The organism is Pseudonocardia spirodelae (assembly GCF_037727765.1).
Lineage (GTDB): Bacteria > Actinomycetota > Actinomycetes > Mycobacteriales > Pseudonocardiaceae > Pseudonocardia > Pseudonocardia spirodelae.
The window spans coordinates 42,448-62,000 of the sequence record NZ_JBBJUP010000012.1; the positions used below are offsets into that span (position 1 = coordinate 42,448).

At 74.3% G+C, this 19,553-nt stretch carries 17 protein-coding genes, 1 tRNA gene and 1 pseudogene; 10 read left to right on the forward strand and 9 right to left on the reverse strand.

What is annotated here, in order from left to right; genetic code table 11:
* Positions 1 to 120 precede the first annotated feature (120 nt).
* Positions 121 to 1,083, reverse strand: a pseudogene (locus WJX68_RS15650) (Dyp-type peroxidase); the annotation flags it as partial.
* A tRNA-Gln gene (locus tag WJX68_RS15655) sits at positions 1,054 to 1,124 on the reverse strand. The pseudogene WJX68_RS15650 and the gene WJX68_RS15655, both read right to left, overlap by 30 nt.
* 162 nt (positions 1,125 to 1,286) lie before the next feature.
* On the opposite strand from WJX68_RS15655, the gene WJX68_RS15660 reads away from it, so the two are divergent.
* From WJX68_RS15660 to WJX68_RS15680, 5 genes are all read left to right on the forward strand, one after another.
* Entirely contained in the window at positions 1,287 to 2,561 is a 1,275-nt protein-coding gene (locus tag WJX68_RS15660; RefSeq protein ID WP_340291456.1) for a methyltransferase domain-containing protein, read from the forward strand.
* 1 nt (position 2,562) lies between these two features.
* Positions 2,563 to 3,402 (forward strand): sugar phosphate nucleotidyltransferase, encoded by an 840-nt coding sequence (locus WJX68_RS15665; protein ID WP_340291458.1) that lies wholly within the window; start codon positions 2,563 to 2,565, stop codon positions 3,400 to 3,402.
* A gap of 30 nt (positions 3,403 to 3,432) precedes the next feature.
* Positions 3,433 to 4,107, forward strand: a complete 675-nt coding sequence (locus WJX68_RS15670) for a PIG-L deacetylase family protein (protein WP_340291460.1) — start codon at positions 3,433 to 3,435, stop codon at positions 4,105 to 4,107.
* Between the two features lie 40 nt (positions 4,108 to 4,147).
* Positions 4,148 to 5,173 carry an NAD-dependent epimerase/dehydratase family protein gene (locus tag WJX68_RS15675; RefSeq protein WP_340291462.1) on the forward strand — a complete coding sequence of 342 codons (1,026 nt, stop codon included), beginning with the start codon at positions 4,148 to 4,150 and terminating at the stop codon, positions 5,171 to 5,173.
* A 70-nt stretch (positions 5,174 to 5,243) separates the two neighbouring features.
* The gene (locus WJX68_RS15680) at positions 5,244 to 5,513 is read left to right on the forward strand and encodes a DUF2277 domain-containing protein (protein ID WP_340291464.1); all 270 of its coding nucleotides are present in this window, start codon (positions 5,244 to 5,246) and stop codon (positions 5,511 to 5,513) included.
* 79 nt (positions 5,514 to 5,592) lie between these two features.
* Here the strand turns inward: WJX68_RS15680 and WJX68_RS15685 are convergent, their stop codons facing one another.
* The 3 genes from WJX68_RS15685 to WJX68_RS15695 are packed head-to-tail and all read right to left on the reverse strand — an operon-like array spanning position 5,593 to position 7,735.
* Entirely contained in the window at positions 5,593 to 6,009 is a 417-nt protein-coding gene (locus tag WJX68_RS15685; protein WP_340291466.1) for a RidA family protein, read from the reverse strand.
* Positions 6,006 to 6,770 carry an IclR family transcriptional regulator gene (locus tag WJX68_RS15690; RefSeq protein ID WP_340291468.1) on the reverse strand — a complete coding sequence of 255 codons (765 nt, stop codon included), beginning with the start codon at positions 6,768 to 6,770 and terminating at the stop codon, positions 6,006 to 6,008. The genes WJX68_RS15685 and WJX68_RS15690 overlap by 4 nt, the downstream gene beginning before the upstream one ends.
* Entirely contained in the window at positions 6,767 to 7,735 is a 969-nt protein-coding gene (locus WJX68_RS15695) for a sugar kinase (RefSeq protein ID WP_340291470.1), read from the reverse strand. Before WJX68_RS15695 ends, WJX68_RS15690 begins: the two co-directional genes overlap by 4 nt.
* A gap of 116 nt (positions 7,736 to 7,851) precedes the next feature.
* Here WJX68_RS15695 and WJX68_RS15700 point away from each other — a divergent pair, with 116 nt between their 5' ends.
* The 3 genes from WJX68_RS15700 to WJX68_RS15710 are packed head-to-tail and all read left to right on the forward strand — an operon-like array spanning position 7,852 to position 12,202.
* Positions 7,852 to 9,102 carry an alanine racemase gene (locus WJX68_RS15700; RefSeq protein ID WP_340291472.1) on the forward strand — a complete coding sequence of 417 codons (1,251 nt, stop codon included), beginning with the start codon at positions 7,852 to 7,854 and terminating at the stop codon, positions 9,100 to 9,102.
* Complete coding sequence (locus WJX68_RS15705; protein ID WP_340291474.1) at positions 9,102 to 10,724, forward strand: N-acyl-D-amino-acid deacylase family protein; 1,623 nt, start codon at positions 9,102 to 9,104, stop codon at positions 10,722 to 10,724. The genes WJX68_RS15700 and WJX68_RS15705 overlap by 1 nt, the downstream gene beginning before the upstream one ends.
* On the forward strand, positions 10,721 to 12,202 hold the full coding sequence (locus tag WJX68_RS15710) for a GntP family permease (RefSeq protein WP_340291476.1): 1,482 nt from the start codon (positions 10,721 to 10,723) through the stop codon (positions 12,200 to 12,202). Before WJX68_RS15705 ends, WJX68_RS15710 begins: the two co-directional genes overlap by 4 nt.
* Here WJX68_RS15710 and WJX68_RS15715 read toward each other — a convergent pair.
* From WJX68_RS15715 to WJX68_RS15730, 4 genes are all read right to left on the reverse strand, one after another.
* Positions 12,199 to 12,510: a nitrile hydratase accessory protein gene (locus WJX68_RS15715; protein ID WP_340291478.1), complete on the reverse strand. Its 312-nt coding sequence runs from the start codon at positions 12,508 to 12,510 to the stop codon at positions 12,199 to 12,201. The genes WJX68_RS15710 and WJX68_RS15715 overlap by 4 nt on opposite strands.
* Positions 12,497 to 13,156 carry a nitrile hydratase subunit beta gene (gene nthB, locus WJX68_RS15720; protein WP_340291480.1) on the reverse strand — a complete coding sequence of 220 codons (660 nt, stop codon included), beginning with the start codon at positions 13,154 to 13,156 and terminating at the stop codon, positions 12,497 to 12,499. The genes WJX68_RS15715 and nthB overlap by 14 nt, the downstream gene beginning before the upstream one ends.
* On the reverse strand, positions 13,153 to 13,734 hold the full coding sequence (gene nthA / locus WJX68_RS15725; RefSeq protein ID WP_340291481.1) for a nitrile hydratase subunit alpha: 582 nt from the start codon (positions 13,732 to 13,734) through the stop codon (positions 13,153 to 13,155). The genes nthB and nthA overlap by 4 nt, the downstream gene beginning before the upstream one ends.
* A 91-nt stretch (positions 13,735 to 13,825) precedes the next feature.
* Entirely contained in the window at positions 13,826 to 14,707 is an 882-nt protein-coding gene (locus tag WJX68_RS15730; RefSeq protein WP_340291483.1) for a phytanoyl-CoA dioxygenase family protein, read from the reverse strand.
* 188 nt (positions 14,708 to 14,895) lie between these two features.
* Here WJX68_RS15730 and WJX68_RS15735 point away from each other — a divergent pair, with 188 nt between their 5' ends.
* Positions 14,896 to 15,717, forward strand: a complete 822-nt coding sequence (locus WJX68_RS15735; RefSeq protein ID WP_340291485.1) for a siderophore-interacting protein — start codon at positions 14,896 to 14,898, stop codon at positions 15,715 to 15,717.
* Positions 15,718 to 15,905: 188 nt separating this feature from the next.
* Positions 15,906 to 19,538, forward strand: coding sequence for a transcription-repair coupling factor (gene mfd / locus WJX68_RS15740; protein WP_340291732.1), 3,633 nt, complete (start codon positions 15,906 to 15,908; stop codon positions 19,536 to 19,538).
* The last annotated feature ends 15 nt before the right edge of the window (positions 19,539 to 19,553 follow it).

Here is a 19,553-nt window from a genome sequence, read left to right on the forward strand (position 1 = left end):
GGCACCACCGCACGCCGCCCCGCCCGGTCCGCCGGAGCGGGGCGGTGGCGTGTCAGCCGTCGATGCCGTCGAGCACCGGCCGGGCCGGTACGAAGAACGTGCCGCCCGTGCGCGGGTGGAGAAGTCGAGGATCCGGTCGTGCAACGGCGGCGGGTCGCCCACGTACATGCGTTCCAGCATCGCCTCGATCACCCGCAGGCGTCGGCTGTAGCCGATGAAGTAGGTGCCGTACTCGCCGCGGCCGGGCGCGGCGAAGGGCATGTTGTCGCGCAGGATGTCGTGCTCGGTGCCGTCGTCGTCGGTGATCGTGCAGAGCGTCTTGTGGGACTTCTGTCCCTCCTCGGCGTCGGGGAGCTCGACGTTGTCGAACTTGGTGCGGCCGACGATGCGCTCCTGGTCCTCGACGCTCAGCGCCCGCCAGGCCGCCATGTCGTGCAGGTACTTCTGCACGACGACGTAGCTGCCGCCGGCGTGGGCGGGGTCCTCGTCGCCGACGAGCGTCGCGGCCGGGAGGTCCGCGCCGTCGGGGTTGGCGGTGCCGTCGAGGAACTCCAGCAGGTCGCGGCCGTGGAAGTAGCGGAAGCCCGCGGTCTCGTCGACGGTGGCGACGGCGTCGCCGAACGCCTCCAGCAGGAGCTTCTCGAACTCCACGATCAGGTCGGTGGAGTCCGCGCGCAGGTGGTAGAGCAGGTCGCCGTCGGTGGCGACGGCGGTGTGCGTCGCGCCCGCGATCTCGCGGAACGGGGCCAGCTCGCGGGGCTTCGCGCCGCCCACCAGCCGCTCCCAGACCCGGTCGGCGATGCCGACGTTGCAGCTGAAGGGCGTGCCGTCGGAACGGATGCGCACGTTCTCGACCAGGTCGGACGTGGCGGCCAGGACCGAGCGGGCGGTGGCCGTCGCGGCGTCGCCGCCCCCGACGCGCAGCACGAGGAACGCGGCGGCGGCGGTCAGCGGGGCCGTGACGTCCTGGGGCTCGGGCGCGGGACCGTGGTGGGAAGCCGTGGCGGAGGACACGGTCGTGCACGGTATCGGCGACGGGGCCGCGGGGCACCGCTCCGCCGCCAGGATTCGAACCTGGACCATCGGAACCAAAATCCGAGGTGCTGCCGTTACACCACGGCGGATCGTGGGGCACGGTCATCGTGGCACGCCGCGTGCGGCGTCCCCGCAGCGCACCCGGCCCGCGGGTTGCCTCGCGATGACGCAGGTCACGGACAAACACCCACGAAAAGGTGACGCGCACCCCGGGCGCGGCGCGCGCGCGTCGAGTTGACACACTCCCGTGCGTGCTGAACACGGATGCTTCCGGGGCGACGTCGTCCGTCGTCGCCGGAACCGCTCTGACGTGCCGTCTCTGTGGGACCACGGACCTGCGGAGCTTCTGCGACCTCGGTGCCACGCCGCCGTGCGAGCTGTTCCTCACCGAGCAGACGGCGCAGCAGCCCGAGCAGACCTTCCCCCTGCACGTCCGCGTCTGCAACTCGTGCCTGCTGGCCCAGCTCCCGCCGGAGATCAGCCCGGAGGAGACCTTCGAGGAGTACGCCTACTTCTCCTCCTTCAGCTCCTCGTGGGTGGAGCACGCGCGCCGCTTCGTCGACTCCGCGCAGCAGCGGGCCGGGCTGGACGAGGGGTCGTTCGTCGTCGAGGTCGCCTCGAACGACGGCTACCTGCTCCAGCACGTCGTCGGCAAGGGCATCCGCTGCCTGGGCGTCGAGCCGAGCGTGAACGTCGGCGAGGCCGCCCGGGAGAAGGGTGTCCCGACGCTGACGGCCTTCCTCACCCCGGAGACCGGTGCCCGCGTGCGGGCCGAGCACGGCCCGGCCGACCTGGTCTGCGGCAACAACGTGTTCGCCCACATCCCCGACGTCGTCGGCTTCGCCCGCGGCCTGCGCGCCATGGTCGCCGACGACGGCTGGGTCTCGATCGAGGTCCAGCACCTGCTCACGCTCGTCGAGCGCAAGCAGTTCGACACGATCTACCACGAGCACTTCCAGTACTACACGCTGCTCACCGGCCAGCGGGCCCTCGCCGCGGGCGGTCTGTCCCTGGTCGACGTCGAGCTGCTCGACACCCACGGCGGCTCGATCCGCATGTGGGCGCGCCCGGCCGAGGTCGCGGGGGCGCCGTCGGAGAAGGTCCGCGAGGTCCTCGCCGCCGAGGCGGCCGCCGGCCTGCACACCCCGGAGGGGCACGACGGGTTCGCCGAGGCCGTCTCCACCATCCGCGACGACCTCGTGTCCTTCCTCATCGACGCCCGCCGGCAGGGCAAGCGCGTCGTCGGCTACGGCGCGCCGGGCAAGGGCAACACGCTGCTCAACTACTGCGGCATCCGGCCCGACCTGCTCGAGTACACGGTGGACCGCAACCCGTACAAGCACGGCCGGCTGACGCCGGGCACCCGGATCCCGATCTTCGCACCGGAGCGGATCGCGCAGGACCGCCCCGACCACGTGCTGATCCTCCCCTGGAACCTGCGCACCGAGCTGACCGAGCAGCTGTCCTACGTCCGCGAGTGGGGCGGCACGCTGGTCTTCCCGATCCCGTCGCTCGAGGTGGTCTGACGTGAAGGTCGTCCTGTTCTGCGGTGGTTACGGCATGCGGATGCGCGACGGCGCCTCCGACCTGCCCAAGCCGATGCACCCGGTGGGCCCGCGCCCGCTGATCTGGCACGTGATGCGCTACTACGCCCACTTCGGCCACAAGGACTTCGTCCTGTGCCTGGGCTACGGCGCGCACCACATCAAGAACTACTTCCTGAACTACGACGAGACCGAGTCCAACGACTTCGTGCTGCACCAGGGCGAGGTCGAGCTCATGGGCAGCGACATCTCGGACTGGAACATCACCTTCGTCCACACCGGCCTGGACTCCCCGATCGGGGAGCGGCTGCGCCGGGTCCGGTCGCTGGTGCAGGACGAGGAGATGTTCCACGCGAACTACGCCGACGTCCTGACCGACGCCCCGCTGGACGCGATGGTGGAGCAGTTCGCCGGGACCGACGCCGTCGGGCAGCTGATGGCGGTGCCGCCGCAGTCGGCGTTCCACTGCGTCGACGTCGACGAGAACGGCAAGCTCGACTCGATCACCACGCTGCAGGAGATGCCGATCTGGGAGAACGGCGGCTATCTCATGTTCCGGCCGGAGATCTTCGACTTCCTCGAGAAGGACTGCGACCTCATCGCCGACGCCGCCGCCCCGCTCGCCCGCAAGGGCCGCATGTCGGCCTACCGGCACCGCGGGTTCTGGCAGCCGGCCGACACGGTCAAGGAGCGCAACGCGCTGGAGGCGGCGTACCAGAGCGGGGCCCGGCCCTGGATGCTGTGGGAGTCCCACGGCACCGACCGCGACCCGCTGCAGGCCGCCATCGCCGAGATGCAGCGCGCCAGCCACCAGCGCGACTGATCGACCGGATCCGGGGGGAGTGAGGGGACCGTGCTGAACCTGTTGCCGGAGCGGCTCGACCGCGTCCTGCTGCTCGGCGCGCACTGCGACGACATCCCGATCGGGGCGGGCGGGACGCTGCTGGAGCTGTGCCGGGCCCATCCGGGCCTGGACGTCACCGCGCTGGTCCTGACCGGTGCGGGCTCGCTGCGCGAGGAGGAGGAGCGGGCCGCGCTGGCCGCGTTCACCCCCGGGGCGAACCTCGACGTGATCGTCATGGACCTGCCCGACGGCCGCGTCCCGCTGCACTGGGAGCGGGCCAAGACGGCGCTGGAGGACCTGCGGACCCGGGGCGAGCCGGACCTGGTGATCGGGCCGTCGCCGCACGACGCCCACCAGGACCACCGCACCCTGTCGCAGATGATCCCGACCGCGTACCGGGACCACCTGACGCTGGGCTACGAGATCCTCAAGTGGGAGGGCGACCTGGCCCAGCCCACGGTCTACCTGCCGCTGTCCGAGCCGGTGCTCACCGAGAAGATCGCCAAGCTCAACGAGCACTACGGCAGCCAGCGCGACCGCACCTGGTTCGACGACGAGACCTTCCGCGGCCTGGCCCGGGTGCGCGGCGTGCAGTGCCACGCCCGCTACGCCGAGGCCTTCCACGTCCAGAAGATGACGCTGTCCGCCGCGCCGATGGTCGGCTCCGAGCCGTCCGGCTTCTGACCCGCACGCACACCGCACACACCCACACGAGAGGGACACCATGCGCGTACTGCTCACCGGCCACCAGGGCTACCTCGGCACGGTGATGGCGCCGCTGCTCGCCGCCGCCGGGCACCAGGTCTCCGGCCTGGACTCCGGCCTGTTCGCGGAGTGCGTGCTGGGCTCGCTGGACACCCCCGACGTCGACGGCGTGTCGACCGACCTGCGGGACGTGACGGTCGAGCAGCTGGGCGGGTTCGACGCCGTCGTGCACATGGCGGCGCTGTCGAACGACCCGCTGGGCTCGCTCGCCCCGGAGATCACCTACGACATCAACCACCACGCCTCCACCCGGCTGGCGCGGCTGTCGAAGGAGGCCGGTGTCGGCCGCTTCGTCTACGCCTCCACCTGCTCGGTCTACGGCGCCCAGTCCGGCGACGACCTCGTCGACGAGGACGCCCCGCTCAAGCCGGTCACCCCGTACGCGATCTCCAAGGTCCGCGTCGAGGACGACCTGGCCGAGCTGGCCGACGCCGACTTCGTGCCGGTCTCGATGCGCAACGCGACCGCGTTCGGCTTCTCGCCGCGGCTGCGCGCCGACATCGTGCTCAACAACCTGGTCGGCCGCGCGATCCTGACGGGCGAGGTCACCGTGCTCTCCGACGGCACCCCGTGGCGTCCGCTCGCGCACGCCGAGGACATCGCCGGCGCGGTCGTCGCCGCGCTGGACGCGCCGGCGGACGTCGTGCGGGCCCGCGCGTACAACGTCGGCACCGAGAAGAACAACCGGACCGTCGCCGAGATCGCGCAGGCCGTGATCGACGCCGTCCCGGGCTCGACGCTGAACATCACCGGCGAGGCCGGCAACGACCCGCGCAGCTACCGGGTCGACTTCTCCCGGGCCCGCAAGGAGCTCGGGTTCGAGGCCGGCTGGACGATCCCGGCCGGCGCCGGGCAGCTCGCGACCGAGTACCGGAACCGCGGCCTGACCCAGGACGCGTTCGACAACTCCTTCACCCGTCTCGCCGTCCTCAACCGCCGTCAGGCGGCGGGGGAGCTCGACGGGTCGATGCACGTCATCGGCTAGGACCCTCGGCCGACGGCCCGTCCCGCGCTACGGTCGCGGGGCGGGCCGTCGTCGTTCTCGGGGGGTACCCATGTGCCGCAACATCCGGACGCTGCACAACTTCGAGCCGCCGGCGACCACCGACGAGGTGGACGCCGCGGCGCTGCAGTACGTCCGCAAGATCTCCGGCGCGGCGCGGCCGTCGCAGGCCAACGCCGAGGCGTTCGAGCGGGCGGTCGCCGCCGTCGCCGCGGCGACCCGGGAGCTGCTCGACGGGCTCACCACCACCGCCCCGCCGAAGGACCGCGAGGTGGAGGCGGCGAAGGCCCGGGCGCGCGCGGAGCTGCGCTACGCCCGCTGACCCCGCGGGCCGCCTCGCCCGCCGAAAGTCGCGACATCGCACCGCGCGGTACCGGATCGCGACGCCCGGTGCGTGCGGGTCAGGCGGCGGGGGCGGCCAGGGCGTCGATCTCCACCAGCATCTCGGCGTGCGGCAGGCCCACGAAGACGGTGGTGCGGGCCGGGAGCGCCGACCCCTCGGGCACGTGGCGGGCGACGAACTCGCCGTAGGCCTCGTTCATCGCGGTGAAGTGCGACCGCTCGGTCAGGTAGACGCGGAACATCAGCACGTCGGCGACCGACGCGCCGCCGGCCTCCAGGATCGCGCGGACGTTCTCCAGGGTCCGCAGCGTCTGGGCGTGCACGTCGCCCGGGGCGATGTAGGACGCGGTCGCCGGGTCCATCGGGCCCTGCCCGGAGACCTGCAGCAGGCCGCCCCGGCGCACGCCCTGGCTGAAGGTGTGCGCGGGGGCGGGCGCGTCGGGGGTGGCCACGGTGCCGTCGGCGGCGGTGCTCATGCGGGGGGTTCCTCTCGGGACGGGCGCCAGCCGAGATCGCGGGAGATCGTCCCGGTCACGGCCAGCAGGGACGGGACCAGCTCGATGAGCTGGTCGTAACCGGCGACGATGGTCGGTACCGAGACCGACACCGTCGCCACGGCGGAGCCGGACGGGCCGCGGACCGGGGCCCCGATGCAGTTGATCGAGGCCTCGTTCTCCTCGCGGTCCTGCGCCCAGCCCTGCTCGCGCACCCGCGCGAGCTCGGCCAGGTAGGCGGCCCGGTCGGTGATCGTCCGGGGGGTGCGCGCGACGAACCCGACGTCGTCGAGCACCCGGTCGCGCTCGGCGGCGGGCAGGTCGGCGAGCAGGACCTTGCCGGCGGCCGTGGAGTGCACCGGCCCGCGCAGCCCGACCCGCGACGCCATGCGGACGTGGTCGAGCGACTCCAGCTTGTCGATGTAGACGATCTCGGCGCCGTCGCGTTCGGACAGGTGCACGGTGTGGCCGTGCGCGCGGTTGAACGCGTGCAGGTGCGGCGCGGCGACCGTGCGGACCTCGCGCTGGTCCAGCCCGCGCGAGGACAGCTCGAACAGCCGCGAGCCCAGCCGGTAGCGGTGCTGGTCGTCGCGGTGGACGAAGTGCTCCTCGGCCAGCGTGCGCAGCAGCCGCAGCACCGTCGTCTTGTGCACGTCGAGCCGGGTCGCCAGCTCGTCGAGGGAGGCCGGGCCCTCCCCGAGCACGACCAGGATGCGCAGCGCCTTGCCCAGGCTGGTGCTCACGCCACGCGCTCCGCACTGACGCGCAGGGCCGACCAGGCGTCGTCGTCGAGGTCGAGCAGGTGCCCGGGCAGCGGGGCCGCGGAGTCACCGGGCACGACGAGCACCGCCGCCGCGCCGAGGTGCCCGCGGCGCAGGCACCGGCCGACGTCCTCACCGCGGACCAGACCGGTGAGCAGGCCGGCGGCGAACGCGTCGCCCGCGCCGACCGGCTCCACGACGTCCACGGAGAGCGCCGCGCGCGCGGTCACCGAGCCGTCGCGGTGCACGGCCAGCGCGCGGGCCGCGCCGTCCTTGACGACGACGAGCTCCGGCCCGGGCAGCTGCGCGCGCAGGGCGGCGGGGTCGTCGGTGCCGAACACCCGGCGCGCCTCGTCCGCGCCGACGAGCACCACGTCGGCCCGCGCGGCCAGCGCCGCCACCGCGGCCGGGTCGCCGTCGGGCCACATCTGCTCGCGCCAGTTGACGTCGAAGGCGACGCGGTAGCCGCGCGGGCGGTCGAGCAGCGCGGCGAGCACGGCCGCGCACGACGGCGAGACCGCCGCGGTGATCCCGCCGACGTGCACCCAGGACGCGGTCGCGAGCCGGTCGCGGACGGCCGGTGCGGCCAGCAGCTCCGGGCCGGTCGCCGAGGCCGCGGACCCGGCGCGGCGGTAGGTCATCACGGTGCCGCCGGGTGCGGGGGACTTGGCGTAGCGGCCGGTGGGCCGGACCGGGTCGGCCTCGATGCCCGCGGTGTCGACGCCCGCGCCGGCGAGGGTGCGGCGGACCAGGTCGCCGTGCGGGTCGTCGCCGAGGCGCCCGACCCAGGCGACCCCGGTGCCGGCCGCGGCCAGGTCGAGCGCGACGTTCACCTCGGCGCCGGCGGCGCTCGCGGGGGCCGCCGGGTCGTCGACGTCGGCGACGCGCGCCATCAGGGCCAGGGCCTCGCCGAAGCACACCACGGCGCTCCGACCTGCGGTTTCCACTGCTCGCTGCTCCTCGCCGTCGTTGACCTGCGGGCGGCGTCGATGCTAGAACAGGCCAACCAGAATACGCAACCAGCGATGCAAAATACGCAACGCTGCTGGTGAGGGGGACGAGGATGCTCCGTTGGGATCGGCTCGGGGACGAGCGCCCGGGCCCGTACGCGAAGTCGCTGCCGCCGCTGCCGGGCTCGGTCGCCGACTGGCTCGCCACGGGCCCGCGCCTGTCGGACCTCGCGACCCCGGTGCTGACGCTCGACCGGTCCGCGCTGGCGGCGAACGCCGGGCGGATGGCCGGCTGGTGCGCCGAGCGCGGCGTCGACCTCGCCCCGCACGGCAAGACGACGATGGCCCCGGCCCTGTGGGACCTGCAGCTGCGCCACGGCGCGTGGGGGATCACCGTCGCCACGCCGTGGCAGGCGCGCGTCGCGATCGACGCGGGCGTGCGCCGGGTGCTGCTGGCCAACGCCCTGGTCGACCCGCACGGGCTGCGCGCGGTCGTCGCGGCCCGCGACGCCGACCCCGGCCTGGACGTCCTGAGCTGGGCGGACTCGACCGACACCGTCGCCGCGATGGAGGCCGGTGCCGGGAACCCGGACCGGCCGCTGGCCGTCGCCGTCGAGCTGGGGGCGCCCGGCGGGCGGACCGGGGCCCGCTCACCCGCCGAGGCCGAACGGGTCGCGGCGGCGGTCGCGGCCAGCCCGGTGCTCGCGCTGGCCGGCGTCGGCGGCTACGAGGGGGCGCTCGCCCACGACCCGTCGCCGGAGTCGCTGGCCACCGTCCGCGGCTACCTCGACGACCTCGCCGCCCTGCACCGCCGCCTGCTGCCCGCCTACGAGACCGGCGAGGTCGTCGTCACCGCCGGCGGCAGCGCCTACTTCGACCAGGTCGTCGACGCCCTGGCCGGGCTCGCCGACGACCGCACCCGGGTGGTGCTGCGCTCGGGGGCCTACCTCGTGCACGACGACGGCTTCTACCGCGGCATCTCCCCGCTCGCCCGCGACGGCGCGGACCGCCCGTTCCGCTCGGCGATGCACGCCTGGGCCCGCGTGGTGTCCACCCCCGAGCCCGGGCTCGCGCTGCTCGACGCGGGCAAGCGCGACGTCCCGTTCGACGAGGGGCTGCCCGAGCCGCAGCGCCTCGCCGACGACCTCGGGGCGCTGTCGCGGCCGCTGACGGGTGAGGTCACCGCCGTCAACGACCAGCACGCGTTCCTGCGCACGGGGGAGCCGGTGCGGGTCGGGCAGGTGGTGCGCCTCGGCCTGTCGCACCCGTGCACCGCGTTCGACAAGTGGACCTGGATCCCGGCCCTCGACGGCGTCGAGGACTCCGACCCGCGGGTCGCCGAGCTGGTCAGGACGTTCTTCTGATGCGCACCCTGCTGCGCGGCGGCACCGTCGTCGACGGCACCGGCGGGCCCCGCCGCCCGGCCGACGTGCTCGTCGACGGCGACCGGATCGCCGCCGTCGGCCCGGACGCGGGCGGGGGCGCCGACCGCGTCGTCGACGTGACCGGGCTGGTCGTCGCGCCCGGGTTCGTCGACATGCACGCCCACTCCGACCTGCGGCTGCTCACCGAGCCCGCGCACCTCGCGAAGGTCTCGCAGGGCGTGACGACCGAGGTGCTCGGGCAGGACGGCCTGTCCTACGCCCCGGTCGACGACGACGTCCTCGCCGTGCTCCGCCGCAAGATCGCCGGCTGGAACGGCGACCCCGGCGCGGAGTTCTTCACCTGGCGCACCGTCGCCCAGTACCTGGACCGGCTCGACGCGGGCATCGCCGGCAACGCCGCCTACCTCGTCCCGCACGGCACCGTGCGCGCGCTGGTCTGCGGCTGGGACGACCGGGCCGCCGACGCCGACGAGGTCGCGGCCATGCAGGCGCTGGTCCGGGCCGGGATGGAGCAGGGCGCCGTCGGGCTCTCGGCCGGGCTGACCTACACCCCCGGCATGTACGCCGACGGCGCCGAGCTCGCGGCGCTGTGCCGCACGGTGGGCGAGCTGGGCGGCTTCTTCGCCCCGCACCACCGCAGCTACGGCGCCGGCGCGATGGAGGCCTACGCCGAGATGCTGGAGGTCACCGGGCGCGCGGGCTGCGCGCTGCACCTGGCGCACGCGACGCTCAACTTCGGCCCGAACAGGGGCCGGGCGGGGGAGCTGGTCGCGCTGCTCGACGACGCGATCGCCCGCGGCGCCGACGTCACCCTCGACACCTACCCGTACCTGCCCGGCGCGACGACGCTCTCGGCGATCCTGCCGAGCTGGTCGCAGTCCGGCGGGCACGAGGCGACCCTGGAGCGGCTGCGCGACCCCGCCGCGCTGGCCCGGATCCGTGCCGACCTGGAGGTCCACGGCTCGGACGGCTGCCACGGCGTCGTCGCCGAGTGGGAGACGATCGAGATCAGCGGCGTCGGGAACCCGGAGCTGGCGGGGCTGGTCGGGCGCACGATCGCCGACGTCGCGGGGGACGGCGACCCGTTCGACACCTGCGTGGACGTCCTGCTGCGCGACGACCTCGGCACCGGGATCCTGCAGCACGTCGGGCACGAGGAGAACGTCCGCACGATCATGCGCCACCCGCGCCACACCGGCGGCAGCGACGGCCTGCTCGTCGGGGCCAAGCCGCACCCGCGGGCCTGGGGCACCTTCCCGCGCTACCTCGGCCACTACTGCCGCGACCTCGGGCTGTTCTCCCTGGAGGAGTGCGTCCACCACCTCACCGGCCGCGCCGCGGACCGGCTCCGCCTCGCCGACCGCGGCCGCGTCCGGCCCGGGCTCGCCGCCGACCTCGTCGTCCTCGACCCGGACGCGGTCGCCGACACCGCCACCTTCGCCGAACCCGCCCAGCAGGCGGCCGGCATCCCGTACGTCCTGGTCAACGGGGCCTTCGCGATCGACGGCGGGGAGCGCACCGACGCGCTCGCCGGCCGCGCGCTGCGCCGCCGTGACGACGGCCGGACCACGGGGCCCGTCACCACCGGAGGACACCGATGACCTTCCTGACCTGGCTGCAGAACGACACGGCCGGCCTGCTCACCCTGGCCGCCGTCAGCGTCGTGCTGCTGCTCGTGCTCATCATGCGGCTGCGCCTGGAGCCGTTCATCGCGCTGATCGTCACCGGCGTGCTGGTCGCGCTGGTCGCGGGCGTGTCGGTGACCGACCTCGTCGGCACCCCGATCAAGGCATCGCAGTCGCTGTTCGAGACCGGGTTCGCCGGGATCCTCGGCCACATCGCGCCGATCATCGGGCTCGGCACCGTGCTCGGCGCGATCATGGAACGCTCCGGCGGCGCGGACGCGCTCACCGAGCGCCTGCTGCGCCTGTTCGGCCCGAAGGGCGCACCGCTGGCGATGGGCGTCACCGGCCTCGTGCTCGGCATCCCGGTGTTCTTCGACATCGGCATCTTCGTGCTCGCGCCGCTGGTCTACGTGGCCGCCCGGCGCGGCGGCCGCTCGCTGGTCCTCTACGCGATGCCGATGCTCGCCGGGCTGTCGATGACCCACGCGTTCCTGCCGCCGCACCCCGGCCCGGTCACCGCGGGCGGGCTGCTCGGCGTCGGAATGGGCTGGGTGATCGCGATGGGCCTGCTCTGCGGCATCCCGGCGTGGCTGGTCAGCGGCGTCTGGTGGGGGTCGTTCATCGGGCGGCGGATCCACGTCGACGTCCCGGAGGACCTGCCCGGCGGGCACGGCCCGGGCTCCGGCGGCACCGGCGCCGCCCCGGCCACCGACACCGACACCGACACCGACACCGACACCGGTGGCGGCACGGGCACCGTCACCCGCACCGCGGTCGCCGCGCCCCCGTCGGTCGCGCTCATCTCCTCGATCATCGCGGTGCCGCTGGTGCTGATCCTCGCCGCGACCGTCGCCTCGGTGGCGCTGCCCGAGGGCACCGTCCTGCGCGACGTGCTCGTGCTCCTCGGCACCCCGGCGATCGCGCTGACGCTGTCGGTGCTGCTCGCGCTGTACCTGCTCGGCATCCGCCGCGGCACCTCGATGGCCGAGCTCGGCCGCATCTCCGGCGAGTCGCTGCGCCCGGTCGGCATGATCCTGCTGGTCGTCGGGGCGGGCGCGTTCTTCGGCAAGGTCCTGCAGACCACCGGGGTCGGCGACGCGCTGGCCGGCTCGATGACGGCGATCGGCCTGCCGGTGATCGCCTCGGCGTACCTGATCAGTGCGGCGCTGCGGATCGCGCAGGGCTCGGCGACCGTCGCGATCGTGACGACCGCGGGCATCATCGGCCCGACCGTCGCCGCCGGCGGCTACAGCCAGGCGCAGCTCGCGCTGATCGTCGTCGCGGTCTCGGCCGGGTCGATCATCGCCAGCCACGTCAACGACGGCGGCTTCTGGATCGTCGCGAGGTACTTCAACATGTCGGTCACGCAGACGCTGATGACGTGGACGGTGCTGGAGACGATCCTGTCCGTCGTCGGGTTCGCCGCGGCCGCGCTGGTCTGGGCGTTCGTCTAGCCCGGCCGGCGCAGCGGGTCGGCGTCGAGCGTGACCGGCGCACCGTGCGGGGTCGCGACGGCGGCCCGCAGCCAGGCGTCGGTCCGCTCGGCCACCGAGCCGTGGTCGGCGAGACCGAGCCCGTCGAGGAGCCCCTCGCAGGCCGCCAGCCAGGCGTCCCAGTAGTCGCGCCCGTCCTCCAGCTCGGCGCCGAGGGCCTCGGCGAACTCCTGGCGGTCCAGCGTGCCGGTGTCCTGCAGGGCCACGACCAGCGCGAACACCTGTGCCTGCCACGGCTCGTCGAACACCGGGCCGTCAGGCGGGCTCAAGGTAGGACTCCCAGGCGTCGACGGAGACGGTCGTCGTGGGGTCGGCGTCCGGGCCCCAGAGCTCGGCGCCGGTGAACACGACGGTGTAGAGCTGCTCGGGGCACTCGCCGTGGCCGTGCGCGCGGGCGTCGGGCAGCACGTGCGCGCCCCGGCGGGTCTCGACGGTGCCGCAGCGGCCGCGGACGTAGCGGGGCAGGCGGGTGTGCCCGCGCGGGTGCATCACCCGGGCCCGGACGCGGTCGCCGGGGGCGAAGCGCGGCGCCACCGGACCGGGACGGTCGGTGGGGGCGCCGGTGGCGAGCACCCGTGCGGTCGTGGCGGCGTCCAGCGGGCCCGGCGCCTCCGGCGCGGGGCGCAGCGACCGGCCGGCGGCCAGCTCGTCGTCGCCGACGAGACCGTGCGCGACCAGCAGCTTCTCCGTCGCGGCGAGCCAGATCTCGTAGTAGGTGAGGGTCAGGTAGACCGGCGGCGGCAGCGACTCGCGGGCGTGCCGGGACTCGTCGATCGACCAGCCGCCGGGACGCGCCGCGGCCAGGGTCAGGGCCAGCACCAGCGGCTCCCAGTCCGCGTGGAACCGGACGGTCTCGTCCTCCGGCTCGACCGGCCCGAACCCCATCGCGCCGCCGAGGTCGTGCGCCCCGTTCACGCGCTCACCAGCCGGGTGCCGACCATCGCGTCCCGCGAGACGATCGCGGCGAGGTCGTCGGCGGACCAGCCGTCGGTGCCGGCCGGGCGCTGCGGCACGACCAGGTAGCGCAGCTCGGAGGTCGAGTCGTGGACCCGGATCGCGACGTCGTCGCCCAGCTCGGTGCCGAAGTCGGCGAGCACACCGCGCGGGTCGAGCACCGCGCGCGAGCGGTAGGCCGGCGACTTGTACCAGACCGGCGGCAGCCCGAGGACCGGCCACGGGTAGCAGGAGCACAGCGTGCAGACCACGAGGTGGTGCTCGGTCGCGGAGTTGAACACCGCCGCGAGGTGCTCGCCGCCGCGCCCGCCGTAGCCGAGCTCCGCGACGGCGGCGGTCGCGTCGTCGGCGAGCCGGGCCGCGTACGCCGGGTCGGTCCAGGCCCGGGCGACGACGTGCGCGCCGTTCCGCGGGCCGACCCGGTGCTGGTAGGTCTCGACGATCTCGTCGAGCGCGGCCGGGTCGACGAGGCCCTTCTCGACCAGGATCGACTCCAGGGCCCGCACGCGGGCGTCCACCGGGCGCAGCTCACCGCTCATCGGGCCGACGGTAGCCAGGGCGGGGCCGGGCGTCGAGGGCACGGCGGCCCGGCACCGCGCGGGTACCGGGCCGTCGTGACCGGTGTGCGGCTCAGGCGTCCGCGAGCGCGCTCTCGAACTCCTCGGCCTTCAGCGGCGCCAGGTCGGAGACCCGCAGGAAGTCGCCCAGCGTCGTGCCGGTGGCGCCGGAGTCGACGTTGCGCGGCCCGCGACCGGCCCGGACGTCGTCCAGGTTGATCGTGCGCAGGTCGTAGGAGAACCGGGTGACGTCGGAGGTGTTCGGGGCCGACGCGTGCAGGTGGTTCGAGGAGAACATGAAGACGTCCCCGGACTGCCCGGCGATCCGGATCTCGCCGCGGGACTCGAAGTCCTCCAGCGGGAGCGGGTGCGGACGGGTGTCGGTGGTCTTCTCGCCGGCGGCCGCGGTGCGGTGCTTGGCGACCCACTCGTCGTAGTCGTACTGGTTGGAGCCGTTCTTCACCGGACGGTCGAAGTAGTCGGTGTACATGCTCATGACGTTGTCGCCGACGACGTCGAACACCGGGGTCCAGTAGTTCACGAGCTGCTGCGGGTGGCCGTACCACATGTCGCGGTGCGCCTTGTAGTTGTAGGACACACCGGCGGTCAGGAACTGGTCGGCCGGGATGACGCGCAGCCGCGGGATGTCGAAGTAGGTGCGCTCGGGGTCGACGCCGAAGTCGACGGCGAACTGCTGGCACAGGGCCTTGGTCTTCTCGCCGTTGGTGAACTCGCTCTTCAGCGGCTCGACGCGGCGGATGAACTCGTCGACGTCCATCTCGTACTGGGCGCGCTCGGGGTCGAGGCCACCGAAGGCCTGCCCGATCAGGTCCTTGGCGTGGTCGGCGAGGGCGTTCGCGCCGCCGATCCCGCTGTAGAGGTGGAAGTCGCCCCGGAACAGCGACTGGCGGCGCTCGTCGTCGCCGATCCGGCGGTTCAGGTAGACCGTGATCACCGCTTGCTCCTCCGTGCTGGCTCCGGGGGGACCCCGGCTGACGCCGCCGGACGCTATCGCACCCGATCGGGTGGTCGACTACGAAGAAACCTAGTAGTGGGCGCTGTGCGACACGGTGTCCGCGGCGTCCGTTCCCGGACGTCCTTGACGGCTGTGCTTAGCTGAGCCTCACCTATCCTGGAGGGGCGATGACGCTGATCGACGAACGGCCCGCGGTCCGCGTCGTGGGCCTGCACCGGTTGTCCGACACCTTCGTCCGCGCCGAGATCGAGGGTGCCGCGCTCGCCGCGCTGGGCCTGCCCGGCGCGCCCGACGAGGCGTGCGTCTTCCACTTCCCGCTGCCCGGCGGCGGCCGCGACGACCACGGCCGCTGGTACACCCTGCGCGAGGTCAGCCCGTGCCGCACCCGGGCCTGCATCGACGTGGTCTGCCACCCGGGCGGGGTGGGCGCGGGCTGGGCGCGGCGGGCCTGCGTCGGCGACGAGATCGGCGTCTCGCGCACCCACAGCTGGTTCCGGCGCCCCGCCGGCGCACGCTGGCAGATCCTGGTCGGCGACGCCGCGGTCGTCCCCGCGCTGGCCCGGATCGTGGCCGAGACGCCCGACGACGTCGACACCGAGGTCGTGCTCGAGCTCGACCGGGTGCCCGGCGACTTCCCGGCCGGGGCCCGGGTCCGGCACGTGCCCGCCGACGAGTCCGCGAGCAGGCTGCCCGCGATCGTCGCCGGGCTGACGCTGCCCGAGGGCCCCGGCTACGTCTACGTCGGCGGTGAGGCGTCCGCGACCCGGGCCGCCCGCCGGCACCTGCGCCACGAGCGCGGCCTGCCCGCCGGGAGCTACGGCGTGCTCGGCTACTGGCGCCGCGACGCCGACACCTTCCGCCGCACCTGGGAGGCCAACCAGGAGCGCTTCGAGCGGGCCTACGCCGACGCCGTCGCCGCCGGGGCGGGCGACGAGGAGCGGACCCTGGACCTGTACGAGGCGACGCTGGAGCGCGACGGGCTGCTCTGAGACCGCCGGTGCCGGACGGGTGCCGCGCCGCCCCGGGGCCGGGCGTATCGTCGGTGACCGGCACCCCGACCGGGTCGGGAGTCCCTACCGCGGCCCGGGCAGGGGTCTGTCCTGCGCGCGGTGCGGCCCCGTCGCCGCGCGCGCCGCCAGCCCACCTCGATCGAGGAGCCAGCGCCGTCGTGGCCATCCTGTCCGGTCTGCTCACCTCCGCCCTGTCCGACCCCGGCCTGCGCGCCGCCGTCGACGCCGCCCGGGCCGCCGACACCCGCACCGGGGAGACCCCGGCCGTGCAGGTCGAGGGCCCCGCCGCGCTGCGCCCGCTGCTCGTCTCGGGCCTGGCCGGAGCGGGCACCGTGCTCGCGGTGACCGCCACCGACCGGGAGGCCGAGGACCTCGCCGCCGCGGTGTCGGACCTGCTCGGCCACGGGGAGGCCCCGGGCGCGGCCGCCGACACCGTGCACGACTGCGCGGGCGCCCCGGTCGTCGTGCTCCCCAGCTGGGAGACGCTGCCGCACGAGAAGCTGTCGCCGCGCCCGGACACCGTCGCGCGCCGGCTCACGATCCTGCACCGCCTCGCCGCCCCGGGGACCGCGCCGCGGGTGGTGGTCACCGCCGCCCGCAGCCTCATCCAGCCGGTCGCCCCCGGACTCGGCGCGCTGGAGCCGGTCGTGCTCGCGCCCGGCGAGGAGCACGACTTCGAGCAGCTGCTGGAGCGGCTGGTGGAGCTGGCCTACACCCGCGCCGAGATGGTCACCACCCGCGGCGAGTTCGCGGTGCGCGGCGGGATCCTCGACGTCTTCCCGCCCACCGCCGAGCACCCCGTGCGCGTGGAGTTCTGGGGCGACGAGGTGTCCGAGCTGCGCTCGTTCTCCGTCGCCGACCAGCGCTCGGTCGGCGACGTCGAGCGCGTCGCCGTCCCGCCGTGCCGGGAGCTGCTGCTCACCGGGCCGGTCCGCCGCCGCGCCGCCGAGCTGGCCGACGAGCAGCCCGAGACCGCGGGGCTCAACCGCAACCCGCTGCGCGAGCTGCTGGAGAAGCTGTCCGAGGGCATCCCGGGCGAGGGGATGGAGTCGCTCATCCCGGCCCTGGTGGGTGCGGAGATGCAGCTGCTCACCGACCTGCTGCCCGAGGGGACCCGGGTGCTGCTCGCCGACCCCGAGCGGATCCGCACCCGCTGCGCGGACCTGGTCCGCACCGGGCTGGAGTTCCTGGAGGCGTCCTGGCTGGCGTCCGGCTCCGGCGGCGAGGCCCCGATCGACGTCTCCGGCTCGGCCTACCGCGACCTGCGCACCACGCTGGAGCACGCGACGGCGACCGGCCGCCCGGTCGTCTCGCTGACGCCGCTGCTGTCGGGCTCCGCGGACGTGCTCGTCCCGGGGGTGCACGAGATCGAGCCGTACCGCGGCGACACCGACCGGGCGCTCACCGACCTGCGCGCGCACGTCGCCACCGGCGGGGCCGCGGTGCTCGTGCTCGCCGGGCAGGGCACCGCGGACCGCTCGATCGAGCAGCTGCGCGAGGCCGAGGTGCCCGCCACGGCGGTGCCGGTGCTGGCCGAGCCCCCGGAGAAGGGCGTCGTCACCGTCACCTGCGGGCGGGTCCTCAACGGGTTCACCGCCCCGTCGGTCGACGGCGCGCCGCTCGTCGTCGTCTCCGAGGCCGACCTCACCGGCAGCCGGGCCGGGCTCGACACCGCCCCGCGCAAGACCACCCCGCGCCGGCGCAACGCCGTCGACCTCGCCGTGCTGCAGCCCGGCGACTTCGTCGTCCACAACCAGCACGGCATCGGTCGCTTCGTGGAGATGAAGGAGCGCACCGTCTCCGGCGCCACCCGCGAGTACCTGGTGCTGGAGTACGCCAGCTCCAAGCGCGGCCAGCCCGCGGACCGGCTGTTCGTGCCCACCGACGCCCTCGACGAGATCAGCCGCTACGTCGGCGGCGAGCAGCCCGCGGTCAACAAGCTCGGCGGCGGGGACTGGGCGAAGACCAAGAGCCGGGCCCGCAAGGCCGTCAAGGACATCGCCGCCGGGCTGGTGCAGCTCTACGCGGCGCGCCAGGCCTCGCCGGGCCACGCGTTCGGCGCGGACACCCCCTGGCAGCGCGAGCTGGAGGACGCCTTCCCCTACACCGAGACCCCCGACCAGCTCTCCGCGATCGACGAGGTCAAGCGGGACATGGAGCGCCCGGTCCCGATGGACCGCGTGATCTCCGGCGACGTCGGCTTCGGCAAGACCGAGATCGCGGTGCGCGCCGCGTTCAAGGCGGTGCAGGACGGCAAGCAGGTCGCGGTGCTCGTGCCGACCACGCTGCTGGCGACCCAGCACCTCACCACGTTCTCCGAGCGGATGCGCCAGTTCCCGGTGACGGTGCGCGGGCTGTCGCGGTTCACCGACCCGGCCGAGGCGCGGGAGACGATCGAGAAGCTGGCGCAGGGGCAGGTCGACGTCGTCGTCGGCACGCACCGGCTGCTGCAGACGGGCGTGCGGTACAAGGACCTCGGGCTCGTGGTCGTCGACGAGGAGCAGCGCTTCGGCGTCGAGCACAAGGAGCACATCACCGCGCTGCGCGCCGCCGTCGACGTGCTCACCCTGTCCGCGACGCCGATCCCGCGGACCCTGGAGATGAGCCTCGCCGGGATCCGCGAGATGTCGGCCATCACCACCCCGCCCGAGGAGCGCCACCCGACCCTGACCTACGTCGGCGCCTACGACGACAAGCAGGTCGCCGCCGCCGTGCGCCGCGAGCTGCTGCGCGACGGCCAGGTGTTCTACGTGCACAACCGGGTCAGCTCGATCGACCGGGCGGCGAAGACCATCCAGGACCTCGTCCCCGAGGCGCGGGTCGCCGTCGCGCACGGCCAGATGAACGAGGACCTGCTCGAGCGCACGGTCAGCGCGTTCTGGCACCGCGAGTTCGACGTGCTGGTCTGCACCACGATCGTCGAGAACGGCCTGGACATCTCCAACGCCAACACCCTGATCGTCGAGCGGTCGGACACGCTCGGGCTCTCCCAGCTGCACCAGCTGCGCGGGCGGGTCGGGCGTGGCCGCGAGCGCGGCTACGCCTACTTCCTCTACCCGCCCGAGCACCCGCTCACCGAGACCGCGCACGACCGGCTCGCGACCATCGCCCAGCACTCCGAGCTGGGCTCCGGCGCCGCCGTCGCGATGAAGGACCTGGAGATCCGCGGCGCGGGCAACATCCTGGGCGCCGAGCAGTCCGGGCACATCGCCGGCGTCGGCTTCGACCTCTACATCCGGCTGGTCGGGGAGGCCGTCGCGGCGTTCCGCAGGCAGGCGGGCGGGGAGATCGGCGCCGAGCCGGAGGAGCTGCCCGAGGTGCGGGTCGACCTGCCCGTCGACGCGCACGTCCCGCACGACTACGTCGACGGCGAGCGGCTGCGCCTGGAGGTCTACCGCAAGATCGCCGAGGCGCCCGACGACGCCGCGCTCACCGCGATCGTCGAGGAGCTCACCGACCGCTACGGCGAGCCCCCGACCCCGGTGCGCAACCTGCTGGAGGTGGCCCGGTTCCGCCAGCTGTGCCGCCGCCTGGGCATCCGCGAGGTCGCCTCGGCGGGCACCCAGCTGCGGATCGGGCCGATGGTGCTGCCCGACTCCGCCCAGCTGCGGCTGCGCCGGCTCTACCCGAAGGCGCAGTACAAGGCGGCCGCCCAGGTCGTCACCGTGCCCAAGCCGATGCAGGGCAACCGGATCGGCGGGGCCGCGCTGCGCGACGTCGAGCTGCTCGGCTGGTGCGCGGAGCTGCTGCTGCAGATCGTCCCGTCCTCGACCCCGGTGCACAGCTCCGGTCCGTCCTGATCCGTCCGGGGTGTC

Coding starts and splice junctions, on each gene's coding strand:
- WJX68_RS15675 (WP_340291462.1), top strand. CDS start 4,148: ATGCGCGTACTGCTCACCGGCCACCAGGGCTACCTCGGCACGGTGATG.
- WJX68_RS15680 (WP_340291464.1), top strand. CDS start 5,244: ATGTGCCGCAACATCCGGACGCTGCACAACTTCGAGCCGCCGGCGACC.
- WJX68_RS15685 (WP_340291466.1), bottom strand. CDS start 6,009: ATGAGCACCGCCGCCGACGGCACCGTGGCCACCCCCGACGCGCCCGCC.
- WJX68_RS15700 (WP_340291472.1), top strand. CDS start 7,852: ATGCTCCGTTGGGATCGGCTCGGGGACGAGCGCCCGGGCCCGTACGCG.
- WJX68_RS15705 (WP_340291474.1), top strand. CDS start 9,102: ATGCGCACCCTGCTGCGCGGCGGCACCGTCGTCGACGGCACCGGCGGG.
- WJX68_RS15710 (WP_340291476.1), top strand. CDS start 10,721: ATGACCTTCCTGACCTGGCTGCAGAACGACACGGCCGGCCTGCTCACC.
- nthA (WP_340291481.1), bottom strand. CDS start 13,734: ATGAGCGGTGAGCTGCGCCCGGTGGACGCCCGCGTGCGGGCCCTGGAG.
- WJX68_RS15735 (WP_340291485.1), top strand. CDS start 14,896: ATGACGCTGATCGACGAACGGCCCGCGGTCCGCGTCGTGGGCCTGCAC.